Annotated in this window: 18 protein-coding genes and 1 tRNA gene; 5 read left to right on the plus strand and 14 right to left on the minus strand. The window is 72.0% G+C overall.

What is annotated here, in order from left to right; genetic code table 11:
* Positions 1-26: 26 nt before the first annotated feature.
* From CP984_RS13360 to CP984_RS13370, 3 genes are all read right to left on the minus strand, one after another.
* A complete protein-coding gene (locus tag CP984_RS13360; RefSeq protein ID WP_226048654.1) occupies positions 27-1,892 on the minus strand; it encodes a tetratricopeptide repeat protein in 1,866 nt (621 codons plus the stop codon).
* A gap of 230 nt (positions 1,893-2,122) precedes the next feature.
* A tRNA-Met gene (locus tag CP984_RS13365) sits at positions 2,123-2,196 on the minus strand.
* A 68-nt stretch (positions 2,197-2,264) separates the two neighbouring features.
* Positions 2,265-5,171 carry a UPF0182 family membrane protein gene (locus CP984_RS13370; protein ID WP_078575786.1) on the minus strand — a complete coding sequence of 969 codons (2,907 nt, stop codon included), beginning with the start codon at positions 5,169-5,171 and terminating at the stop codon, positions 2,265-2,267.
* Between the two features lie 136 nt (positions 5,172-5,307).
* On the opposite strand from CP984_RS13370, the gene CP984_RS13375 reads away from it, so the two are divergent.
* The gene (locus tag CP984_RS13375; protein WP_003986143.1) at positions 5,308-5,862 is read left to right on the plus strand and encodes a PPA1309 family protein; all 555 of its coding nucleotides are present in this window, start codon (positions 5,308-5,310) and stop codon (positions 5,860-5,862) included.
* A 61-nt stretch (positions 5,863-5,923) separates the two neighbouring features.
* Here the strand turns inward: CP984_RS13375 and CP984_RS13380 are convergent, their stop codons facing one another.
* The 4 genes from CP984_RS13380 to CP984_RS13395 all read right to left on the minus strand — a co-directional run bounded on the left by CP984_RS13380 (position 5,924) and on the right by CP984_RS13395 (position 9,309).
* Positions 5,924-7,015: a YlbL family protein gene (locus CP984_RS13380; protein WP_003986144.1), complete on the minus strand. Its 1,092-nt coding sequence runs from the start codon at positions 7,013-7,015 to the stop codon at positions 5,924-5,926.
* Positions 7,016-7,167: 152 nt separating this feature from the next.
* Complete coding sequence (locus CP984_RS13385; RefSeq protein ID WP_003986145.1) at positions 7,168-7,347, minus strand: hypothetical protein; 180 nt, start codon at positions 7,345-7,347, stop codon at positions 7,168-7,170.
* Positions 7,348-7,508: 161 nt separating this feature from the next.
* Positions 7,509-7,970 carry a molybdenum cofactor biosynthesis protein MoaE gene (locus CP984_RS13390; RefSeq protein ID WP_030184442.1) on the minus strand — a complete coding sequence of 154 codons (462 nt, stop codon included), beginning with the start codon at positions 7,968-7,970 and terminating at the stop codon, positions 7,509-7,511.
* Positions 7,971-8,157: 187 nt separating this feature from the next.
* Entirely contained in the window at positions 8,158-9,309 is a 1,152-nt protein-coding gene (locus CP984_RS13395) for an SDR family oxidoreductase (protein WP_030184439.1), read from the minus strand.
* A gap of 192 nt (positions 9,310-9,501) precedes the next feature.
* Here CP984_RS13395 and CP984_RS13400 point away from each other — a divergent pair, with 192 nt between their 5' ends.
* Positions 9,502-10,965 carry a zinc-dependent metalloprotease gene (locus CP984_RS13400; protein WP_003986148.1) on the plus strand — a complete coding sequence of 488 codons (1,464 nt, stop codon included), beginning with the start codon at positions 9,502-9,504 and terminating at the stop codon, positions 10,963-10,965.
* Positions 10,962-11,489: an NUDIX hydrolase gene (locus CP984_RS13405; RefSeq protein ID WP_003986149.1), complete on the plus strand. Its 528-nt coding sequence runs from the start codon at positions 10,962-10,964 to the stop codon at positions 11,487-11,489. The genes CP984_RS13400 and CP984_RS13405 overlap by 4 nt, the downstream gene beginning before the upstream one ends.
* A 52-nt stretch (positions 11,490-11,541) precedes the next feature.
* On the opposite strand, the gene CP984_RS13410 is transcribed toward CP984_RS13405, so the two are convergent.
* From CP984_RS13410 to CP984_RS13425, 4 genes are all read right to left on the minus strand, one after another.
* Positions 11,542-12,300, minus strand: a complete 759-nt coding sequence (locus CP984_RS13410) for an AIM24 family protein (protein ID WP_003986150.1) — start codon at positions 12,298-12,300, stop codon at positions 11,542-11,544.
* 21 nt (positions 12,301-12,321) lie between these two features.
* Complete coding sequence (locus tag CP984_RS13415; protein ID WP_003986151.1) at positions 12,322-13,005, minus strand: AIM24 family protein; 684 nt, start codon at positions 13,003-13,005, stop codon at positions 12,322-12,324.
* Between the two features lie 11 nt (positions 13,006-13,016).
* The gene (locus tag CP984_RS13420) at positions 13,017-14,753 is read right to left on the minus strand and encodes a TerD family protein (RefSeq protein WP_030184436.1); all 1,737 of its coding nucleotides are present in this window, start codon (positions 14,751-14,753) and stop codon (positions 13,017-13,019) included.
* 115 nt (positions 14,754-14,868) lie between these two features.
* Positions 14,869-15,468 carry a M48 metallopeptidase family protein gene (locus CP984_RS13425; protein ID WP_030184429.1) on the minus strand — a complete coding sequence of 200 codons (600 nt, stop codon included), beginning with the start codon at positions 15,466-15,468 and terminating at the stop codon, positions 14,869-14,871.
* A gap of 189 nt (positions 15,469-15,657) precedes the next feature.
* Here CP984_RS13425 and CP984_RS13430 point away from each other — a divergent pair, with 189 nt between their 5' ends.
* Together CP984_RS13430 and CP984_RS13435 are read left to right on the plus strand one after the other, a co-directional pair.
* Positions 15,658-16,803, plus strand: a complete 1,146-nt coding sequence (locus CP984_RS13430; RefSeq protein WP_032921702.1) for a TOMM precursor leader peptide-binding protein — start codon at positions 15,658-15,660, stop codon at positions 16,801-16,803.
* 34 nt (positions 16,804-16,837) lie between these two features.
* Complete coding sequence (locus tag CP984_RS13435; protein ID WP_003984430.1) at positions 16,838-18,235, plus strand: ABC1 kinase family protein; 1,398 nt, start codon at positions 16,838-16,840, stop codon at positions 18,233-18,235.
* 39 nt (positions 18,236-18,274) lie between these two features.
* On the opposite strand, the gene CP984_RS13440 is transcribed toward CP984_RS13435, so the two are convergent.
* The 3 genes from CP984_RS13440 to CP984_RS13450 all read right to left on the minus strand — a co-directional run bounded on the left by CP984_RS13440 (position 18,275) and on the right by CP984_RS13450 (position 19,318).
* Complete coding sequence (locus CP984_RS13440) at positions 18,275-18,475, minus strand: hypothetical protein (RefSeq protein WP_003984431.1); 201 nt, start codon at positions 18,473-18,475, stop codon at positions 18,275-18,277.
* A gap of 163 nt (positions 18,476-18,638) precedes the next feature.
* Positions 18,639-18,968 carry a hypothetical protein gene (locus CP984_RS13445; protein ID WP_003984432.1) on the minus strand — a complete coding sequence of 110 codons (330 nt, stop codon included), beginning with the start codon at positions 18,966-18,968 and terminating at the stop codon, positions 18,639-18,641.
* Positions 18,965-19,318, minus strand: a complete 354-nt coding sequence (locus tag CP984_RS13450) for a WhiB family transcriptional regulator (protein ID WP_003984433.1) — start codon at positions 19,316-19,318, stop codon at positions 18,965-18,967. The genes CP984_RS13445 and CP984_RS13450 overlap by 4 nt, the downstream gene beginning before the upstream one ends.
* Positions 19,319-19,387 lie beyond the last annotated feature (69 nt).

A 19,387-nucleotide genomic window follows, 5' to 3' on the forward strand; every position in this document is an offset into this window, starting at 1 on the left:
GTACCACCCGCCCTGGGCGACCCGTCCTACGCGGTCAGCTCCTCCTGAAGCGCCTCGCGCAGCCGCGCCGCGCGCTCCGCCACCTCCGGCGGCCCCAGCTCGACCGCCCGCCGGCACCACTGGTGCCCCTCGGCGAGCGCGCCGCGCCGGGCGGCGAGCAGGGCCAGGCGCAGGGCGGCGCGCCCATGGCCGTCCTCGGCCGCGCGGGTCCACCACAGCTTGGCCTCGGGCAGGCTGCCCTCGCGCGCCAGGAGCAGGCCGAGGTTGAAGGCGCCGTTGCGACTGCCCGCCTCGGCCGCCGCGCGGTACCAGCGCGCGGCCTCGACCACATCGCCCCGCGCCGCCGCGAACATGCCAACCCGGACCTGGGCGCGCCGGTGCCCCTGCCGGGCGGCGTGTTCGTACCACCGGGTGCACTCGTCGTTCTGCCGCCGCTCGACCGCCCCGCCGTCCCGGCGGTCCAGCAGGTCGGCGAGGCGGAACGCGGCCTCGGCGCTGCCGCCCTCCGCCGCGCAGCGCAGATTCCGCTCGGCGGCCTCCGTGTCGCCTTCGCGCAGTTGGACGATGGCGACCTGGAGGGCGGCCTCGGTGTGGCCGGCCGCCGCGGCGCGCTCGTACCACTCGTGCGCCATCCGCTCCGCGCCGCGCTCCGCGTACAGGATGCCGAGGTTGAAGGCGGCGTCCACGCTGCCCGCCTCGGCGGCCTTGGAGAACCACGGCTCGGCGCCCGCCGAGTCGCCGCGCTGGAGCAGCATGATGGCGAGCGCGTTGGCGGCCTCGCGGTGCCCGGCGTAGGCGGCGCGGCGGTACCACTGCTCGCCGCGGCCGTCCCGGCCCTGCTCGGCGCAGAGCAGGCCGATGTTGTACGCGCCGTTCACATCGCCGGCGTCGAGCGCGGCGCGGTACCAGCGCTCGGCGGTCTGCGTCTCGCCGCGGTCGGCGTGCAGCGCGCCCAGCGCGTTGGCGGCGTTGCCGTCGCCGTCCTGGGCGGCGCGGCGCCACCACTCGGCGGCGCTCTCCTCGTCGCCCGCGTCGCGCAGCAGGAAGCCGAGCGCGCAGGCGGCCCGCGCCTCACCGCCCTTGGCTGCGGTCAGGTACCAGCGGCCGGCCTCCTGGGTGTCGCCGCGCTCCTCCAGGAGCGTGCCCAGGTGCAGGGCGGCGCGGCGGTGGCCGCGGGCCGCGGCCTGGCGGAACCACTGCTCGGCCTCGGCCTCCACGGCGGCGTCGCGCCCGCCCACGGTCTGCGCGCGGTCCTCCAGGAGGCGCGCGAGGCGGTACGCGGCCTCGCGGTGCCCGCGCTCGGCGGCGGTACGGAACCAGCGCTCGGCGCCCACGTCGCCGCGGTGCTCCAGGAGGTCGGCGAGGGCGTACGCGCCCAGGCAGTGGCCCGACTCGGCGGACTGGCGCAGCCAGTACTCGGCGGCGGGCTCGTCGCCGCGCTCGCGGTAGTAGCGGCCCAGCGCGTGCGCCGCGGCGGCGGACCCGGCGACGGCGGCGATACGCCACCAGCCCGCCGCCTCGTCCGCGTAACCCCGCTGATGCAGCAGGACGCCCAGGTTGTTGGCGGCGGCGCGGTCGCCCGCGGCGGTGGCGGAGCGCAGGTACGGTTCGGCGCCGTCGAGGTCGCCGCGGCGCAGCAGCAGCGCGCCCAGCACGCTCATGGCTCCGGTGTCGCCGGCGTCGGCGGCCCGGCGGTGGTTCGCTTCGATCACGGCTTCGGACGCCTCGGCCGGGGCATCGGCCTCGATGGCGTCCAGCGGCAGCTGGTCGTCACGCTGGTCCGGAAGCACGGTCTCCCGTCCCTCCGGCGTCTCGGATACGCGCCCGTCGTCGGGCGCGTGCACAAACCGGCCTGTCTCCAACAACCTTGCCTTGTCCCCCATGAGGGCCATCGTCGCACCACCCGCAACCCGCGTACACCTGGTATACCGCAGCCAGTGAGGTCACTACAGCGTTTTGTCGACTTCCCGACACAGAGACATGCCAAACTCCGTTCCCTCCAGTTCCGTTCACACGTGAAGACGGCGCGCCTCGCCGGGCGTGTCGCCCGGGGTGTCGCCCGGGATGCCACCCCGCACATGACGAAGGCCCGGATCCCAAGGATCCGGGCCTTCGTTTCCAGTAGCGGGGACAGGATTTGAACCTGCGACCTCTGGGTTATGAGCCCAGCGAGCTACCGAGCTGCTCCACCCCGCGCCGTTGTGTGTCCACGGTACCACGGCACGGAGGTGGTGCCCGGCCCACGCGGGGCCGGGCCGGCGCTGTCAGCCGCCGTTCTTGCCGGTGTTGCCCTTCTGCGCCTTCTTCTCCGCCTCGGCCGCCCGGTCCAGGGCCGCCTTCAGCTTCTTCTGCGCCTCGCCGTAGCCGCCCCAGTCGCCGTCCCTGCGGGCCTTCTCGCCGTCCTCGTACGCCTTCACGGCGTCGTCGAGGGCCTGCTGGACCGTCTGGTCGGCCGGCGGCTGCTGACCCGTGTCACCGCCGCCCGGCGGGTTCTGGTTGCCGGAGCCCGGCGGCTTCTTGCCGAAGACGACATCGAGCGCCTCGGCCAGGTTGTTGCCCAGCACGGGGTCGTTCTCGCCGTAACTGACCAGCACCTTCTTCAGCAGCGGGTAGTTGGTGCCCGCGCCGCGCAGATAGACCGGTTCGACGTACAGCAGGCCGCCGTTCATCGGGACCGTGAGCAGGTTGCCGTACTCGATCTCGGAGTCACCGAGTTTCTTCAGGATGTTCAGCTCATTGGCGATCTTCGGATCGGAGTTGAACTTCGACTGGACCTGCTGCGGTCCCGGCACCGGCGTCTGCGACGGCAGTTTCAGCACTCTGATCTTGCCGTAGTCGGCGCTGGTGGCATTGGCGTCGACCGCCATGAACGCGCCCAGGTTGTCCCGCTTGTTGGGCGTGAACGTCGTGGTCAGCGCGAACGTCTGGGCCTTCTGGTCGGGCATCTTCAGGCTCTGGTAGTACGGCGGCACCGAGTTGCCCGACTTGTTCGTCGGGTCGTTCGGGACCTGCCAGCGCTCGCTGCCCGTGTAGAAGGTGTTCGGGTCGGTGACGTGGTACGTCGTCAGCAGCTGGCGCTGCACCTTGAAGAGGTCCTGCGGGTAGCGCATGTGCTCCATCAGGGACTTGCTGATGGAACTCTTCTTCTCGACCGTCCCGGGGAAGGACTTCATCCAGGTCTTCAGGACCGGGTCCTTGGTGTCCCACTCGTAGAGCTTGACCGAGCCGTCGTAGGCGTCGACCGTCGCCTTGACCGAGTTGCGGATGTAGTTGACCTGGTTCTGCTGGGCGACGACCGCCCGCTGACCGTCGGTGAGCGAATCGGCGGTGGTGTCGCCGAGCGTGGTGCGCGAGGCGTACGGATAGCCGTTGCTCGTCGTGTAGGCGTCCACGATCCACTTGATCCGGCCGTCGATGACCGCCGGATAGGCGTCGCCGTCGATGGTCAGCCAGGGGGCGACCGCCTCCACGCGCTCCTTGGGCGTGCGGTTGTACAGGATCCGCGAGCCCTTGCCGATGGCGCCCGAGTAGAGGATCTGCGGCTCGCCGAACGCCACCGCGTAGGCGGCGCGGTTGACCGGATTGGCGAGGTTCACCCCGCTCTTGCCGGTGTAGCTGTAGCTCTTCTCGCCGCTCTTGTCGGAGGAGTAGTCCAGCTCCTTCTGCGGCCCGCCCACGATCGAGTACTGGGTGGTCTTCTCGCCGTAGTAGACGCGCTGCTCGTACGGCCCGAACTGGCCCTTCGACGGCAGCTCGCTCTCGGTGTAGTCCGGCTCGCCGCCCTCGGCGAACGTGGTGCCCTTGGCGGCCACCGCGCCGAACCCGTGGGTGTACTTGAAGTGGTCGTTGATCCAGTTCCGCTCGGAGACGCCGTTGAGGTTCAGCTCGCGCAGACCGATGACGGTGTCCTGGTCCTTGCCGTCCTTGTCCTTGTACCGGTCGACGTCGAGGGTGGACGGGAACTGGTAGTAGCTGCGGACCTGCTGGCGCTGCTGGAAGGACGGGGAGACCACGTTCGGGTCGAGCAGCCGGACGCTGGCCGTGGTGTCGGCGGCGTCCCGCAGCTTCCGCCGCTCCGCGTCGTTCTGCGGCTTGTAGTTGCCGTCGTAGCCCTGCACGTCGACACCGTTGATGTCGTACGCGTCCCGGGTCGCCTTGATGTTCTGCTTGATGTACGGCGCTTCCTTGGCCTGCTCGTTCGGCTGGACCTGGAACTTCTGCACGATGGCCGGGTACAGGCCGCCGATGAGGACCGCGGAGAGCACCATCAGGCCGAAGCCGATGACCGGCAGCTGCCAGGTGCGGCGCCACAGCGTCGCGAAGAAGAGCACCGCGCAGATCGCCGCGATGAAGAACAGGATCGTCTTCGCCGGGAGATAGGCGTTGGCGTCGACGTAGCGCAGGCCCGTCCAGCCGTCGGCGGACTTCAGGCCGCTGGACTTGACCGCCAGGCCGTACCGGTCGAGCCAGTACGCGATGGCCTTCAGGGAGACGAAGATGCCGAGCACCACGGACAGGTGGCCGGTGGCGGCGGCCGTAGCGCGCGAGCCGGGGCTCGTCAGGCGCAGCCCGCCGTACAGGTAGTGGGTCAGCGCCGCGGCGATCAGGCACAGCACCGCGCACGCGAAGCCGAAGCTGAGCAGGAAGCGGTACCAGGGCAGGTCGAAGGCGTAGAACGAGACGTCCTGGCCGAACTGCGGGTCCTTCTGGCCGAACGGCACGCCGTTCACCCACTGGAGCCACGTGCGCCACTGGCCGGAGGCGGAGGCGCCGGCGATCAGGCCCACCACGGCGGTGACCGCGATCAGCGCCCACTTCTTGTACGGCGCGATGCCCATCCGGTAGCGGTCCAGGCTCTGCTGCTCCATGGACATAGCGCTCAGCGGCGGCCGCAGGCGGTGCGCCAGCCAGATGTTGACCCCGACCGCGGCGGCCATCAGCACACCGAAGGCGAAGAACAGTCCGATCTTCGTCCACAGGGTGGTGGTGAAGACCGAGGAGTAATCGACCGACCGGTACCAGAGCCAGTCGGTCCAGAACCCGGAGAACATGACGAAGAGCATGGCCAGCACGGCCAGCACGCCCAGTGTCATGAACAGGGTCCGGACCCGCCGGGACGGTCGGCCGACTCTGATCCGTGGCCCTGTCGGGCCTCCGCCGCGGTCCGGCATCTGGAAAGCCAAGGTGCGCACCTCGAAGTTCGCTGTCGTGTTGAGCAGGCCCGGCGATAGTAGGACCCACTGTTGCAACTTACTAAGGCTTTACTCGGTTCCCGATTTCCGGGGTCCGCAGGGCACGATATTGGGCATGGACAACCTTCCCGTCGACGGCACCCCCCTCGCCGCCAGCCCGCTGACCCGTGCCGTACTCGAAATCGACGAGTACGCCGCCGGGCTCGGCTGGGACCAGCCCGCCCGCCTCTTCGCCCTCGTGGACACCGCCCGGCTCCGCGAACAGGAGCCCTCGCTCGCCGAACAGCTCGGCATCGACGCCACCACCACCGCCTCACTGACCCCCGTCGAGCAGGACGAGGTCCCGGCCGACGTGCCGCTGGACGAGTTCCTGGCCACCATCGGCTGGCCGGAGGCGGTGGCCGGCTGCGCGATGACGGTGGAGCGGCTGATGCTGCCGCCGACCGCCGAGGACTCCGTGCCGGAGGGCATGGACGAGGCCCAGCTCGCGAAGTGGGTCGCCGAGCACCCGGACCGCCAGGAGGTGCGGATGACGGTGGCCGTGCTGCGCGACGGCGAGCGCGAGTCGGCGCTGCGGCTGCGCGAGAAGGACGCCACCTCCGAGGTGCTGACCGGCTCGCAGCTGGTGCCGGGCCTGGCGGACGCGCTGGCCGCGACCTTCGAGGGCTGACACGGGGCCGACCGGGGCCGGGCCCCGTGCCCGGCCCCCGGCCGTGCCGTGACCGGCCCGGCTACGGGTTCGCGGGGCAGCTCGGCAGGCTCGCCGTGTCGCCCTTGCGGATCTTCTCCAGGGACGTCAGCGCGTCGCGGATGGTGTCCACCTTGACCAGGCGGAGGCCGTCCGGGTGGTCGTCGACCACGGCCGGGCAGTTGTCCTTGGGGGTGAGGAAGTACTCCGCCCCCTTGTTGCGCGCGCCGACGACCTTCATCGCGATGCCGCCGATCGGGCCGACCTTGCCGTCGGCGTCGATCGTGCCCGTACCGGCCACGAACTTCCCGCCGGTCAGGTCCTCGGGCGTGAGCTTGTCGATGATCCCGAGGGCGAACATCAGCCCGGCGCTGGGCCCGCTGACGTCGGCCAGCTTGATGTCCACGTTGAACGGGAACGTGTAGTCGATGCCGGCCTGGATCCCGACTATGGACCGGCCGTCCTTCGACTTCGCGGTCGTGACGGCGATGTCCTTGGTGGGCCCCTCGGGCTTCTTGCCCTTCTTCTGGGCCGCGGCCGCCTCCTTGGCCGGGATGACCGTGAAGACCGCCCGCTCGCCGGGCTTGTGCTTGGTCACCAGCTTGGCGACGTCCGTGTTGGCCTTGATCGCCGTACCGTCCACGGCCTTGATCACGTCGCCGGCGTGCAGCTTGCCGTCCGCGGGGGCGTCCTTGACGACGGACGCCACGACCGTCTGGGAACCGACCGGGATGTCCAGCTGCCGGAACGCCGCGACCTTGGCGCTCTCCAGGGACTGGGTGAACTCCTCGGCGTTCTGCTGGTCGGACTGCTCGGCCGTCTGACCCTCCGGGTAGAGGATCTTGTGGGGCACCACGATGCTGTCGTGCTTGAGCCAGCCGTAGACCGCTTCGAGGAGGTTCATGCGGTACTCGGCGCCGGTGACACGGACCGTGACCATGTTCAGGTTGCCGGACGTGGGATACGTCTTGTGGCCGGAGATCTGCAGCACCGGCTCGCCCTTGTCCTCACCCAGCGTGTTGGTCGTGGGCCCCGGATACATCTCCGAATACGGGACGGGAATCACCAACCCGGCGCAGATCAGCGCAATCAGCATCACGAGGGAGGCGAGCAGCGTCGCGGTGCGGCGTGGCATGGAACGACAGTACGGGACGCCTCTGACACCCGGTCTCCGGGGCCGTCCGTCCGGGGGCCCGCCGGGCCGTGCGGGGGCGGCGGGGAACCGGAGCCACGGCGGCCGCTTGCGACTGCGTACGCCCGCCACGGCCCCGGCTCATTCCGTCATGCTCATGCCGCGTCGGAACCGGAATGCGCCTTCTCGGGCTTTTCCATCGCTGCCCGGAAGCGCGCGTACCCCGCCAGTTCCGCGACATCCCCGGTCCTGCGGTTGCGTGATGCCCAACTGCTCCACACGACGGCGGCGATGGCGGCGAGAACCGGAATCAGCAACCAGAGGAGCGCTCCCATAGCGGCCTCCCGACCCCTTGTAACAACCGCAACGACGAATAAGCAGATTAACCATCTGCCAGGTCAACGCTTACGCCAGGGGCCGGGTTACGCAACTGGAGCGCACGTAAAGGCTTTACCGGAAACCGCCCGGAACGGGCGCCACCGCCGGAAACCGGCCGTCAACAGGCACCGACCCATTCCTCGGTGCCGTCCGAAAAGCGCTGGTGCTTCCAGATCGGCACCTCGTGCTTGAGGTCGTCGATCAGCCGCCGGCAGGCCGCGAACGCCTCCGCGCGGTGCGGGCAGGAGACGGCGACGACCACGGCCAGGTCACCGACGACCAAGTCGCCCACCCGGTGCACCGCGGCCAGGGCGCGTACGGGGAAGTCGGCGGCCACCTTCTCGGCGACGCGGCGCAGTTCGGCCTCGGCGCTCGGGTGCGCCGAGTACCCGAGGGTGTCCACGTCCGCGCCGCTGTCGTGGTTGCGGACCGTGCCGACGAACAGGGCCGTCCCGCCGGCCGCCGGGTCGCCGACGGCCGCGAAGACCTCGTCCAGGGAGAGCGGGGTGTCACGGACGGCGAGCAGGCGGATCGGGTCCGCCGCGCTCAGCTCACCGGGGTGGTCATACATGCCTGGCATACCCCCATCGTGCCGTACCGGGAGGCGCCGCGTGGCATGGCCGTTCCGCCGGTCCTGCGGAAGGCCGTCTGGAGGCTTCTACAGGCGGGCGGCCGGAGGCGGCCGTCAGACCGCACGAAGGCCGCCCGCGGCCGTACGAAGGCACCTCGCGGCCGGCTACGGAGGCACCCCGGCCGCGACCGGCACCTCAGATGCGGCGGCGGGCCTTGCGGGCGCGGCGGACCAGGGCGGCGGTGCCCAGGAGAGCGACGGTCGCGCCCGCCGCACCGGCCGCTGTGGCGTCCTTGCGGCCCAGCCGGCGGCCCGCGACGGTGTGCCGGCCCGCGACCTCCTCCAGCAGCTCGGCCAGCACCTCCTCGTTCGTCCACCGGGGGCGCCAGCCCGCCTCGTGCAGCCGGCTGCCGCTGACGACCCACGGGTGCATCGTGTACGCCAGGTCACCGGCGGGCGACGGTGTGAGGCCGATGCGGTGCAGCCGGGCGGCGGCGCCGAGCGCCACGGAGGACGGCAGCTCCATGCGCCGGATCCCGGACAGCTCCTCGACCTCCTCCTGCTCCAGCCAGCCGTCGCAGCCCACCGCCAGCTCGCCCTCGACCTTCTCCAGCGCGGCGTACATCAGGGCGCTGACCAGGTCCTCCACATGGCAGAACTGCCACGCGGGGCGGGACCCCGCGACGACCAGCAGGCGCGGCGACTCGAAGTAGCGGGTCAGCGCGGTGTCCGTACCGCCCACCAGGACGGTGGGGCGCAGGACGGTGACGTTCAGGCCGGGGTGCGCGCGGGGCGCGCGGTGCGCCAGGCGCTCGATCTCCAGGAGGTCGCCCACCCCGGTGGCGTCGGCGGTGGCCCGCAGCTCGGCGTCCTCGGCCAGCGGCACATCGTTGTCCGGGAGCGCGCCGTAGACCATGGCGGAGGTGCACAGCACGACGCGGTGCACGCCGGCGGCCGCGGCGGCCGTGAGGACCGTCTGCGTGCCGCGGACGTTGTACGCCGTACGGGCCGCGGCGTCGGTCTCCAGGTCGAGGTCGACGGCCAGGTGCACGACGACGTCCGCGCCGCGCAGCTTGTCGGCGATGGCCGGGTCCCGGACGTCCAGGACGTGCCAGTGCGCCTCGGCGGCCTCGCCGCGCCGCTCGTCGATGGCCACCACCCGCTTGACCTCGTCGGACTCGGTCAGCGCCTGGGTCAGCAGGGCACCCACGCCGGAGGCGGCGCCGGTGACCGCGACGACGGGTCGGCGCAGCGGCCTGGCAGGCGCATCGCCCGCCTGTTCGGCTGCGCTCTCGGTCTCGGCAGCGGCGTTTCGCGCTGCGCGAACGGTTGGATCTGGGGAACTCACCGGGCGTCTCCAGCGGTTGTCTTCAGTACGTGGGCGTGCTGACGCGTACGTACCAGGTGGCGTCCATCCTGCCGCAGGCACCGGGGCGGCGAAGCACCGAGCCCCGATGCGGGCGGGGTGTCTAGGCTGGAAGAGAATGTCGGGCAGCCGCCGCCGGCCCGGGGCCGGCGGCCCTACGAGCCGAGGAAACCCGTGAGTGACACCCCATTTGGATTCGGCCTTCCGCCGGAGGAGCCGGAGGACGGCGACAACGGCAAGAAGAAGGGCGGCCAGGGAGGTAGCCAGGGCCCCGCGAACCCGTTCGGATTCGGCGGCGGGAGCGGCGGCGCGGACAATCCGTTCGCGGCGCTCTTCGGCGGCATGGGCGGTCCTGGCGGCGAGATGAACCCTGGCGACCTCGGTGCCGCCTTCCAGAAGCTGGGCCAGATGCTCTCCTACGAGGGCGGCCCGGTGAACTGGGACATGGCCAAGGACATCGCGCGCCAGACCGTCGCGCAGGGCGCCGAGGACGGCACCATGGACGCCAGCGTCTCCCCTGGTGAGCGGGCGGCCGTCGAAGAGGCCGTACGCCTGGCCGACCTCTGGCTGGACGGTGTGACGTCGCTGCCCTCGGGAGCGGGCACGGTGCTGTCCTGGAGCCGCGCCGAGTGGGTCGAGGAGACCCTGCCGGTGTGGAAGGACCTGGTGGACCCGGTCGCGGAGCGCGTCGGCGCGGCCATGGGCGACGTCCTGCCCGAGGAGATGCAGGCCATGGCGGGCCCGCTGCTCGGCATGATGCGCTCCATGGGCGGCGCGATGTTCGGTACGCAGATCGGACAGGCGCTGGGCGTCCTGGCCGGCGAGGTCGTCGGCTCGACGGACGTCGGGCTGCCGCTGGGGCCGGCCGGCAAGGCCGCGCTGCTGCCGGGCAACATCGCCAACTTCGGCTCCGGCCTCGGCGTCCCCGAGGAGGAGGTCCGGCTCTACCTGGCCCTGCGCGAGGCCGCCCACCAGCGCCTCTTCGCCCATGTGCCGTGGCTGCGCTCGCACCTGTTCGGCGCGGTCGAGGGCTACGCCCGCGGGATCAAGGTCGACACGACCAAGCTGGAGGACGTGGTCGGCCAGCTCGACCCGCAGCACCCCGAGGAGCTGCAGAACGCCCTCCAGCAGGGCATGTTCCAGCCCGAGGACACCCCGGAGCAGAAGGCGGCGCTGGCCCGCCTGGAGACCGCGCTGGCCCTCGTCGAGGGCTGGGTGGACGCGGTGGTGCACGCCGCCGCCTCCCCGCACCTGCCCTCGGCGGACGCGCTGCGCGAGACGCTGCGGCGGCGCCGGGCGACCGGCGGCCCCGCCGAGCAGACCTTCGCCACCCTGATCGGCCTGGAGCTGCGTCCGCGGCGCCTGCGGGACGCCTCGCGGCTGTGGGCCCTGCTGACGGACGCGCGCGGCCTGGACGGCCGGGACGCCCTGTGGGAGCACCCGGACATGCTCCCGACGGCCGCCGACCTGGACGACCCGGACGGCTTCGTCCACCACGAGCAGCTGGACTTCTCCGAGCTGGACAAGATGCTCGGCGAGGCCGCGGGCAGCGGTACGACGAAGCCGGACCTGACCAAGGAGACCGGCGAGGACGGCTCCGAGGAGGGCGGAAAGCCCGGGGGCGACGGCGAGAAGTGAGTCTTCACGACGACGCGGCGCGGGTCCTCAAGGAGTGGCCCGCGCCGTCCCCTGAGCAGGACCGGCTGCGGCTGGACTACCTGGACCACCTGGCCACCCACCCGGACGGCATGGGCAAGCCGTGCAAGGCCGGGCACATCACCGCCAGCGCGCTGGTGATCGATCCGGCGCGCGGGCAGGTGCTGCTGACGCTGCACCGCAAGCTCAAGATGTGGCTCCAGATGGGCGGGCACTGCGAGCCGGAGGACGCCACGCTCGCGGACGCGGCGCTGCGCGAGGCGCGCGAGGAGTCCGGGATCACGTCCGGGCTGACGCTGCTGGGCGGGCCGGTGCGCCTGGACCGGCATCTGACGCCGTGCGCGTGGCATCTGGACGTGCAGTACGCGGCGCTGGCGCCCGAGGGGGCCGAGGCGGCGATCAGCGACGAGTCGCTGGATCTGCGCTGGTTCCCGTACGACGAGGTGGCGGACGTGGCGGACGACTCGGTCGTGCGCCTCGTGGAGCGTACGCGCGCGCTGCTGTAGAGCGCGCCGGTCTGCCGCGCGCCCCGGTCGAGGGGCGCGCGGCCGGTGGGCCTCAGTTGGTGAAGATGTTGCCCTGGTTCTGCCCGTGGGCGCCCTGCTGGCCCATGCCGAACTGGGCGGCCAGGCCGGACCCGATGACGGCGTTCTGCGGCGGCAGCAGCTCGCTGGGCTGGACGAGCGCGTAGCCCTGTCCCAGGAAGCTCAGCTCCCAGCCCTCGCCCGTATTGCCGCGGCGCCGCCACACGCCCGTGGAGTGCGTCTGCGCCTGCATCTGTACGCGGAGCGAGGCGGACCAGGCGACCACCGCGTCGGCGTCGGCGTTGACGTACTTGTCCGGGGTGACCTGCATCATCAGCGGCTGGCCCGAGGTCATCAGGACGACCTTGCCGCGGCCGGAGATGTTGAGCTGGTACTTGCCGGTGCCGGAGATCCCGTACTGGCTGTCCACCGAGATGACCTCCCAGTGGAGGCCGGAGTCCAGCGCCAGCACGTAATTGCTGTCCACGGTCAGGCCGTCGTGGTCCACGTCCATGATGTGGACGTACTGGGCGAGGTTGGCCAGGTAGACCGTGCCCTGTCCGGAGACGCGCATCAGGTCCAGGCCCTCGCCCGACATCGCGCGGGCGTGCTGCTGTCCCGGCGTCTGGTGGTTCCCGTCGAATTCCAGCAGCCCCTGATAGGCGACCATGGTGCCCTTACGGGCGAGCAGGTCCTCGTGGCCCTGTAGGGCGACCCGCAGCAACTGCGGGTTCTGGAGGGCGAACCGCTCCTGGGTCTGCGCCTCGGTGTAGGCGAAAAGCGGACTCTGCATGATGGCTTGACGTCCTCCCCCTCAGCCCCGGGCCCGGAGCCGGTCGGTGCTGTCCTCACTGGGCTGTACGACGACGAAGCCCTGGCCGGAGAAGCCGAGCTGATACGCCTCGCCGCTGCCGCGCCCGATCATCGAGGACGCCTTGAAGCTGCGCTTGCCCTTCATCTTCAGGTTGGTCGACCAGGCGACGAGCGCGTCGGGATCGACGTACGTCTCGTCCTCGCCGCGCCCGCAGTCCACCACGATCGGGGTGCCGCGGGAGGTCAGCGCGACCCAGCCGGTGCCCGAGATACCGACGTTGAACAGCCCCTGACCGGCGAACTTCGCCATGCCCTTGACCCGCTGCACGCCCCACTGGAGGTGTGCGTCGAAGGCCAGGAGGTTGGTGCCGTTGACGGAGAGCGCGTCGCCGTCGAGGTTGATGCAGACGACGTCCGCCCCGTAGTCGGCGAGGTAGAGCAGGCCGTCACCGGAGCACTTCATCAGGGGCGCGCCCTCGCCGGTCAGCCACTGGGAGGCCATCTGGCGGACCGCGGGCGGGTTCGGCTCGTACTGGACGAAGCCCTCGTAGGCGACCATCGAGCCGGTGCGGGCGAAGACGTCCTGGCCGCTCTGCATGGCGATCTTGACCATCGCGCTGCCGTGGTTCTCCATACGGGCCACGGGCCCGGCCGGGGCATAGCCCGGGACTTGCTGTTCGTACATGGCGGGCTCCCTCAGACCTCGTAGGGCTGGACGACGATGAAATTGCCGGGCGCGCCGCGGAACTGGAGGTTCACGGTCTCGCCGGAGTGCCCCGGGTACGCGTGGCGGCGCAGGCTCACCTGGCTGGAGATGATCACCTGGGAGGCTGCCGACCAGGCGACGATGGCGTTGGCGTCCGCGAAGGTCGTCGGGGTGACCGGGAGGACGACCGGGGTGCCCCGGGTCTTGACCACGACCGTGCCGGTGCCCTGGAACTGCATGGTGAACAGCGCGCCGCCCGGTATGCCGTGCCCCTCGATGCGGCGGACCTCGTGCTGGAGCGACTCGTCGAAGGCGAGCACGCTCTCGGACGACACGCAGATCGCGTCGCCCTGGAGCTCGATCGGGTGCACATGGGCGCTGTTGTCCGCGAAGAACACCTGGCCCTGGCCCGTGCAGCGCATCAGCTGCATCTCCTGGCCGGTGGCGTTGCCCACGATGCGGCCCCGTATACCGGCGCCCTTGTAGCTGAAGTCGACCTTGCCCTGGTAGAGGACCATGCTGCCCTGGCGGGCGAGCACGGGCTGCCCGTCGATGCCGAGGTCGGCGCGGATCAGCTTCTCGTTCTGCGGGGTCCACCGCTGGCCGGTCGGCGCCTCGCGGTACTTGTCCAGGACGACGCCGAGGCCGGGCCCCTGGGCGGACGGCTGTCCGTACGGGGACGGTTGGCCCTGGGGAGCGCCGTACGGGGCCGGAGCCTGCTGGCCGGGGAACTGGCCGCCCGGCTGGCCGTACGAGGCCTGAGGCGGCGCCTGGGGCGGTGCCTGCGGGGCTGCCTGGGGCGGCCGGCCGTACGGGGCGGGCGGTGCCTGCTGGTACGGGTCCTGGCCGAACGGCGGCTGCCGGCCGGGCGGGGCGCCGGGCGGCACCATCGGGGCCGCGATGGTCGGGGCGCTGTGCACCGGCGGGGCCGGGGGCTGCGCCTGCGGCGGAATCTGCGGCTCCGGCCGGGGCGGCGCCGGCGGCTGCGGTGCTCCGTAGGGCTGCTGGCCCTGCGGGGCGCCCTGGGGCGTGCTCGGGGGCGCGCCGAAGGCCGGGGCGGGCGGCTGCGGTGCTGCGGGCGCCGGGGCGGGCTGCCCCTGCGCCGTCGGAACCGCGAAGCCCGGCGCGGGCTCGGAGGCGGCGGGCGGCGCGAAGCCCGGCACGCCGCCCTGCGGCGCGGGCCCGGCCGCGGGCTCCTCCTCGGCGACCTCGCCGCCGAAGTTCTTCAGCAGCGCTTCCAGTCCGCCGTCGAAGCCCTGCCCGACCGCGGCGAAGCGCCACTCGCCCTTCAGGTAGAAGTCGCCGAGCATGACGGCGCGCTCGGTGGTGAACTCGCCGCCGTTGAACGCGTAGCGGGCGACCTCCTCGCCGCCGGCGACGATGCGCAGGTAGCCGGGCCCGACCTGGGACATCTGGCCCGCGCCGTCCAGGGTGGCGGTGAAGGAGAGCTTCTGGATGTGCCGCGGGATCCGGTCGAGCGTGACCCGGAAGGACTCGGTGTCGCCCGCCTGGGGGCCAAGCTGCTGGATCGCGCCCTCGGGCGACGCGGGCTGGTTGAAGAAGACGAAGTACCGGTCGTCGGAGAGCCGCTCGTCCGCGTCGAGTCCGAAGCAGCTGATGTCGAAGGTCAGGCCGGAACCCGCGATCTGCACGCCCACGTACAGATCCGTCCCGGCCGTCAGATCACTGATCCTGGCCTTGTGGCCCCGCTGGAATTCCCTGGCCATACGTAACGACCGTCCCCCGCTCCCGCTCCGCGCTCTGATTGACGTCGCGCCAGGCTAACCGCTGCCGCTGACGGCGGACGATGCCGGGGCGCGGCACGCATCGCGCGGAACGGCCTTATTCCGTACGGGCGGCGGGCAGATGCGGCAGCCGCTCCGCCGCGACCACACCTTCGAGATAGCCGCGCGCCCGCTCCGTTCGTGGGTATGACTCCAGGAGCTGCCAGAAACGCTGTCCGTGACCGGGGACGAGAAGATGCGCCAGCTCATGGAGGAGCACATAGTCGATGACGTACTCGGGCATGCCCTGGAGCCGGTGCGAGAGGCGGATGCTGCCCTCGGCGGGCGTGCAGGAACCCCAGCGGGTGTTCTGGTTGGTCACCCAGCGCACCGTGTCGGGCCGGGCGCGGCCGTCCAGGTACTGCAGCGACAGGCGCTCCGCGCGCTCGGCCAGCTCGCCGTCGCCGAGCACCCGCTTGCTCTCCTGCGCGGCCAGCTTGTCCAGCATCACCGTCACCCAGCGCCGTTCCTCCGCCTCGGACATCCGGGCCGGGATCAGCACGATGGTGCGGTCGCCCTCGCGGTAGGCGGAGACCGTACGGCGGCGCCGCGAGCTTCTGCGCACCTCGACCGCGCTCGTCGCGGAGCCGCCGGTCGCGGGGCGCGCGGCGGTCCTGCGTTGGGGGTCTGCGGCTCGGCGCAAAGGGTCGGCGGGCACGCCCCGACGTTACCCGCTGCCCGCGCGGGAAGTCCCGCCTCCCGGTTCTGCCGTGCGGCCGAAACGCCCAGAGGCGGTCATGGCTTGTACGACTATTGCCCGCCGGCTGTGGACAACTTCCGATGCCCGTCCGGCGGCCGGGGCATGCTGGCGGTGCTGGACGAGATCCGATCGACGGGGGACGGATTCATGCATCCGATGTTGAAGCCCGCGCTGCGGCGCGGCTGGCGGGACCGGGAGACGGTGCGGTTCGGGGTGGCCCCGGCGCACGCGGTGGAGCTGGGGCCCGTGGACACCGCGACGGGCAGCTTTCTGGCCTTGATCGACGGCACGCGCAGCCTCGGTCAGCTGGCGGAAGCGGCCGAGTCGCTGGGGTTGTCCGCCGAGCGCGCGCGGCGGACGGTGGAGCGGCTGGGGCGGGCGGGGCTGTTGGACACGCCGTCGGGGGGCGGTCCGGCGGCCGAGGCGGTGCGGTCGGACGCCGCGGCCTTCGGGCGGTTGCGGGCGGATCTCGCGTCGCTGTCGGTGCGGCATCCCGAGGCCGCGGGTGGACTGGAGCGCATGGGAGCGCGCCGCGCCGTACGAGCGCGGGTGCGCGGCGCGGGGCGAGTGGGGGCCTCGGTCGCGGCGCTGCTCTCGGCGGCGGGCATCGGGCGGGTGGAGGTGCAGGACGGCGGGAAGGTCGAGCCGTGGGACGTCCTGCCGGGCGGCGTGCGAGCGGATCACATCGGCATACGGCGCGACGCCGCCGCGCGTAGCGTGGTGCACCGCGCCTCTCCCTGGTCGCGCGGAAACCGCGCCGGAGAGGCGCCGCCGGAAGCGGGCGAGTCGGGCCTCGCGCTCGTCGTGATCACACCGCGCGACGGCCTCGCCGCCTACGCTCCCGACCCGGTCCTGGTCGAGCCCTTCCTGTCCGCAGGCATCCCGCACCTGTTGGCCGGAGTGGTCGAAGGCACGGGTGTGGTGGGACCGCTGGTCCTGCCGGGCGGCTCCTCCTGCGCGGGCTGCCTGGAGCTGCGGCGTACGGACGCGGAACCGGCCTGGCCGCGGCTGCTCGCCCAGTGGCGCTCGGGGCGCGGGGCACCGGCCGTGCCAGCGTGCGACGCTGCGCTGGCGACGACGGTGGCAGGGCTGGCGGCCGTACAGGCGCTGGCGTTCCTGGACGGCCAGTTGCCACCCTGCACCGGGGCCCGGATGGAGGTCGCGCTGCCGTGCGCGGACTGGCGGACGACCCGGATCGCGCCGCATCCGGAGTGCGGCTGCGGTGCGGCGGGGCCGGCCGGGGCCACGGGTGCCTCGGAACCGCGTCGGCAACACGTAACAATGGCGGAGTAACCCCGGTTGGGGACAGTGTGAGTTGGAGGGGCGAATGTCAGATCTTCCCCGCAAGGCGGTCACCCGCACCGCCAAGCTGGCCGCGCTGCCACTGGGATTCGCCGGCCGTGCCACCTGGGGGCTGGGCAAGCGGATCGGGGGCAGGTCGGCGGACCTCGTCGGCCGCGAGCTCCAGCAGCGGACCGCCGAACAGCTCTTCCGGGTGCTCGGCGAGCTGAAGGGCGGCGCCATGAAGTTCGGGCAGGCGCTGTCCGTCTTCGAGTCGGCGCTGCCGGAGGAGATCGCCGGCCCCTACCGCGCCGCGCTCACCAAACTCCAGGAAGCCGCGCCGCCGATGCCGACGGACACCGTGCACAAGGTGCTGGCGGAGCGGCTCGGCGAGGACTGGCGCGAGCTGTTCACGGAGTTCGACGACAAACCGTCGGCCGCCGCCTCGATCGGGCAGGTGCACCGCGCGGTCTGGCACGACGGCCGCGAGGTGGCCGTCAAGGTGCAGTATCCGGGGGCGGGCGCCGCCCTGCTCTCCGATCTGTCCCAGCTCGGCCGGTTCGCCCGGCTGCTCGGTCCGCTGATCCCCGGCATGGACATCAAGCCGCTGATCTCCGAGCTGCGCGACCGGGTCTCCGAGGAGCTGGACTACGCCCTGGAGGCCGAGGCCCAGCAGGCGCACGCCGAGGAGTTCGCCGACGACCCGGACGTCCTGGTGCCCGCGGTGATCCACCAGGGCGACCAGGTGCTGGTGACCGAGTGGATGGACGGCATCCCCCTGTCGGAGGTCATCGCCGACGGCACCGAGGAGGAGCGCGACCGGGCCGGGCAGCTCCTGGCCCGCTTCCTCTTCTCGGGCACCGCGCGTACGGGCCTGCTGCACGCCGACCCCCACCCGGGGAACTTCCGCCTGCTGACCGGTGACGCCCCGGAAGGACCGGCGGAGAAGTGGCGGCTGGGCGTGCTGGACTTCGGCACGGTCGACCGCCTGCCGGACGGCCTACCGTCCACGATCGGCACCTCACTGCGGATGACGCTCGACGGCGAGGCCGAGGCGGTCTACGAGCTGCTGTGCGAGGAGGGCTTCGTCAAGGAGTCCATCGAGCTGGATCCCGAAGCGGTGCTGGACTATCTGCTCCCGATCATCGAACCGGCCCAGGCGGACGCCTTCACCTTCACCCGCTCCTGGATGCGCACCCAGGCCGCGCGCATCGCCGATCCCCGCTCCCCCGCCTACCAGCTCGGCCGCCAGCTCAATCTGCCCCCGTCCTACCTCCTCATACACCGCGTGACGCTGAGCACGATCGGTGTCCTGTGCCAGCTGGGCGCCACCGTCCGCATGCGCGACGAGCTGGAGTCCTGGCTCCCGGGCTTCACCCCGGCCGACACCTCGCCGTCCGTACCGGAACAGCCCCGGTCCACGGCGGAGGAGACCACGGCCTGACGCGACCGTGCCGCCCCTCCGCACCGCGCGGCGAGCCGCTCATCTCGCGGCGACCGGGTCCAGGTGGGACTCGATGGTGCGGAGGCAGGCGCGGGTGCAGGTGTCGCAGAGGTGCTGGCGGGTGCCGTTGACGATGGTGCAGGTCCAGGTCGGCGCGGCGCCCTCGGCCACGGCACCGCACCGGACACACACCGCGTCACCGGTCGCCAACTCCGCCTGTTCATACGTCTTCTGGTTCATCAGCCGACAATATCCCCGGCACCGCCGGTAAAGGGGGCACAACGCCCTCAGGGGCCGCCCAGTTGGACAGCCCCTGAGGTGCGTGCTACCGCATGGCCGCGTGATGCGGTGGTGACACCGCCGGGCGGCGCCGGCACGGTGCGCGTGCCAGGCCGCCGGTGGCTCACTGCATGACGGCCATGGCCAAGGCGCGCCGGGCGCGCAGCGACGCCCGCTCGGCACGGCGCTGCATGCGCCGGGCCGCGGCGAGGCGCTGGGCCCTGCGTTCGGACTCGGCCTCCTGCAAGCGCTCTTGCATTTGCGCACGAGCCAGGGCTTCTGGGATGAGTTGCATTTCGAGGGTCCTGTTCTGGCGCGACTCGATCGCGCCGGAGTTCGCGGGTGCGGTGGTGTCGGTGAGGGTGGGGTTCATCGGGTCCTGCTTCTGGGGGTCCCGCTGGGCGGGACGGTCGATCGTTCCGGTGCCGCTGGTGTACGCGCCGCTGAGGTTCATGCCGCGACCGGGTTCTTGCGCGGACGGCCACGCGGACGCTTGCGGGGCACCACGACGCCCTGGACGAAGAGTTCGCCGCCCCAGACGCCCCACGGCTCACGACGGTCCTTGGCGCCGGCGAGACACGCCTCGCGCACCGGACAGGTCTGGCACAGGGACTTGGCGTACTCCACGTCGGCCGGGGTCTCGGCGAAGAAGACCTCCGGGTCGTAGGTACGGCACGGTACGGCGGCGCCGAGGCGGTCGATCTCGTCGTCGAGCTCGGTGAGGGGCAGCAAAGGGGTCTCCTGGGAGTCGGGCGGAGGGATCAGGTCGGTGGCGACGGACGGGGTGTGCGTCTGGAGTTGCACGGTGGTGTGTTCCTCGTCTGTTCGGCCCGGCTGGTGGCCGGGCTCTTGGGTAAAACAAAAGGGCCGCGG

The sequence above is a fragment of the Streptomyces rimosus genome (assembly GCF_008704655.1).
Classification (GTDB): Bacteria; Actinomycetota; Actinomycetes; order Streptomycetales; family Streptomycetaceae; genus Streptomyces; species Streptomyces rimosus.

Bases quoted from the DNA above. Each gene is read 5' to 3' on its own strand.
- CP984_RS13370 (WP_078575786.1), bottom strand. From the start codon at position 5,171: ATGCCGGACCGCGGCGGAGGCCCGACAGGGCCACGGATCAGAGTCGGC.
- CP984_RS13445 (WP_003984432.1), bottom strand. From the start codon at position 18,968: ATGAACCTCAGCGGCGCGTACACCAGCGGCACCGGAACGATCGACCGT.
- CP984_RS13375 (WP_003986143.1), top strand. From the start codon at position 5,308: ATGGACAACCTTCCCGTCGACGGCACCCCCCTCGCCGCCAGCCCGCTG.
- CP984_RS13410 (WP_003986150.1), bottom strand. From the start codon at position 12,300: ATGCAGAGTCCGCTTTTCGCCTACACCGAGGCGCAGACCCAGGAGCGG.
- CP984_RS13385 (WP_003986145.1), bottom strand. From the start codon at position 7,347: ATGGGAGCGCTCCTCTGGTTGCTGATTCCGGTTCTCGCCGCCATCGCC.
- CP984_RS13435 (WP_003984430.1), top strand. From the start codon at position 16,838: ATGTCAGATCTTCCCCGCAAGGCGGTCACCCGCACCGCCAAGCTGGCC.
- CP984_RS13360 (WP_226048654.1), bottom strand. From the start codon at position 1,892: ATGGCCCTCATGGGGGACAAGGCAAGGTTGTTGGAGACAGGCCGGTTT.
- CP984_RS13420 (WP_030184436.1), bottom strand. From the start codon at position 14,753: ATGGCCAGGGAATTCCAGCGGGGCCACAAGGCCAGGATCAGTGATCTG.
- CP984_RS13380 (WP_003986144.1), bottom strand. From the start codon at position 7,015: ATGCCACGCCGCACCGCGACGCTGCTCGCCTCCCTCGTGATGCTGATT.
- CP984_RS13415 (WP_003986151.1), bottom strand. From the start codon at position 13,005: ATGTACGAACAGCAAGTCCCGGGCTATGCCCCGGCCGGGCCCGTGGCC.
- CP984_RS13390 (WP_030184442.1), bottom strand. From the start codon at position 7,970: ATGCCAGGCATGTATGACCACCCCGGTGAGCTGAGCGCGGCGGACCCG.
- CP984_RS13430 (WP_032921702.1), top strand. From the start codon at position 15,658: ATGCATCCGATGTTGAAGCCCGCGCTGCGGCGCGGCTGGCGGGACCGG.
- CP984_RS13440 (WP_003984431.1), bottom strand. From the start codon at position 18,475: ATGAACCAGAAGACGTATGAACAGGCGGAGTTGGCGACCGGTGACGCG.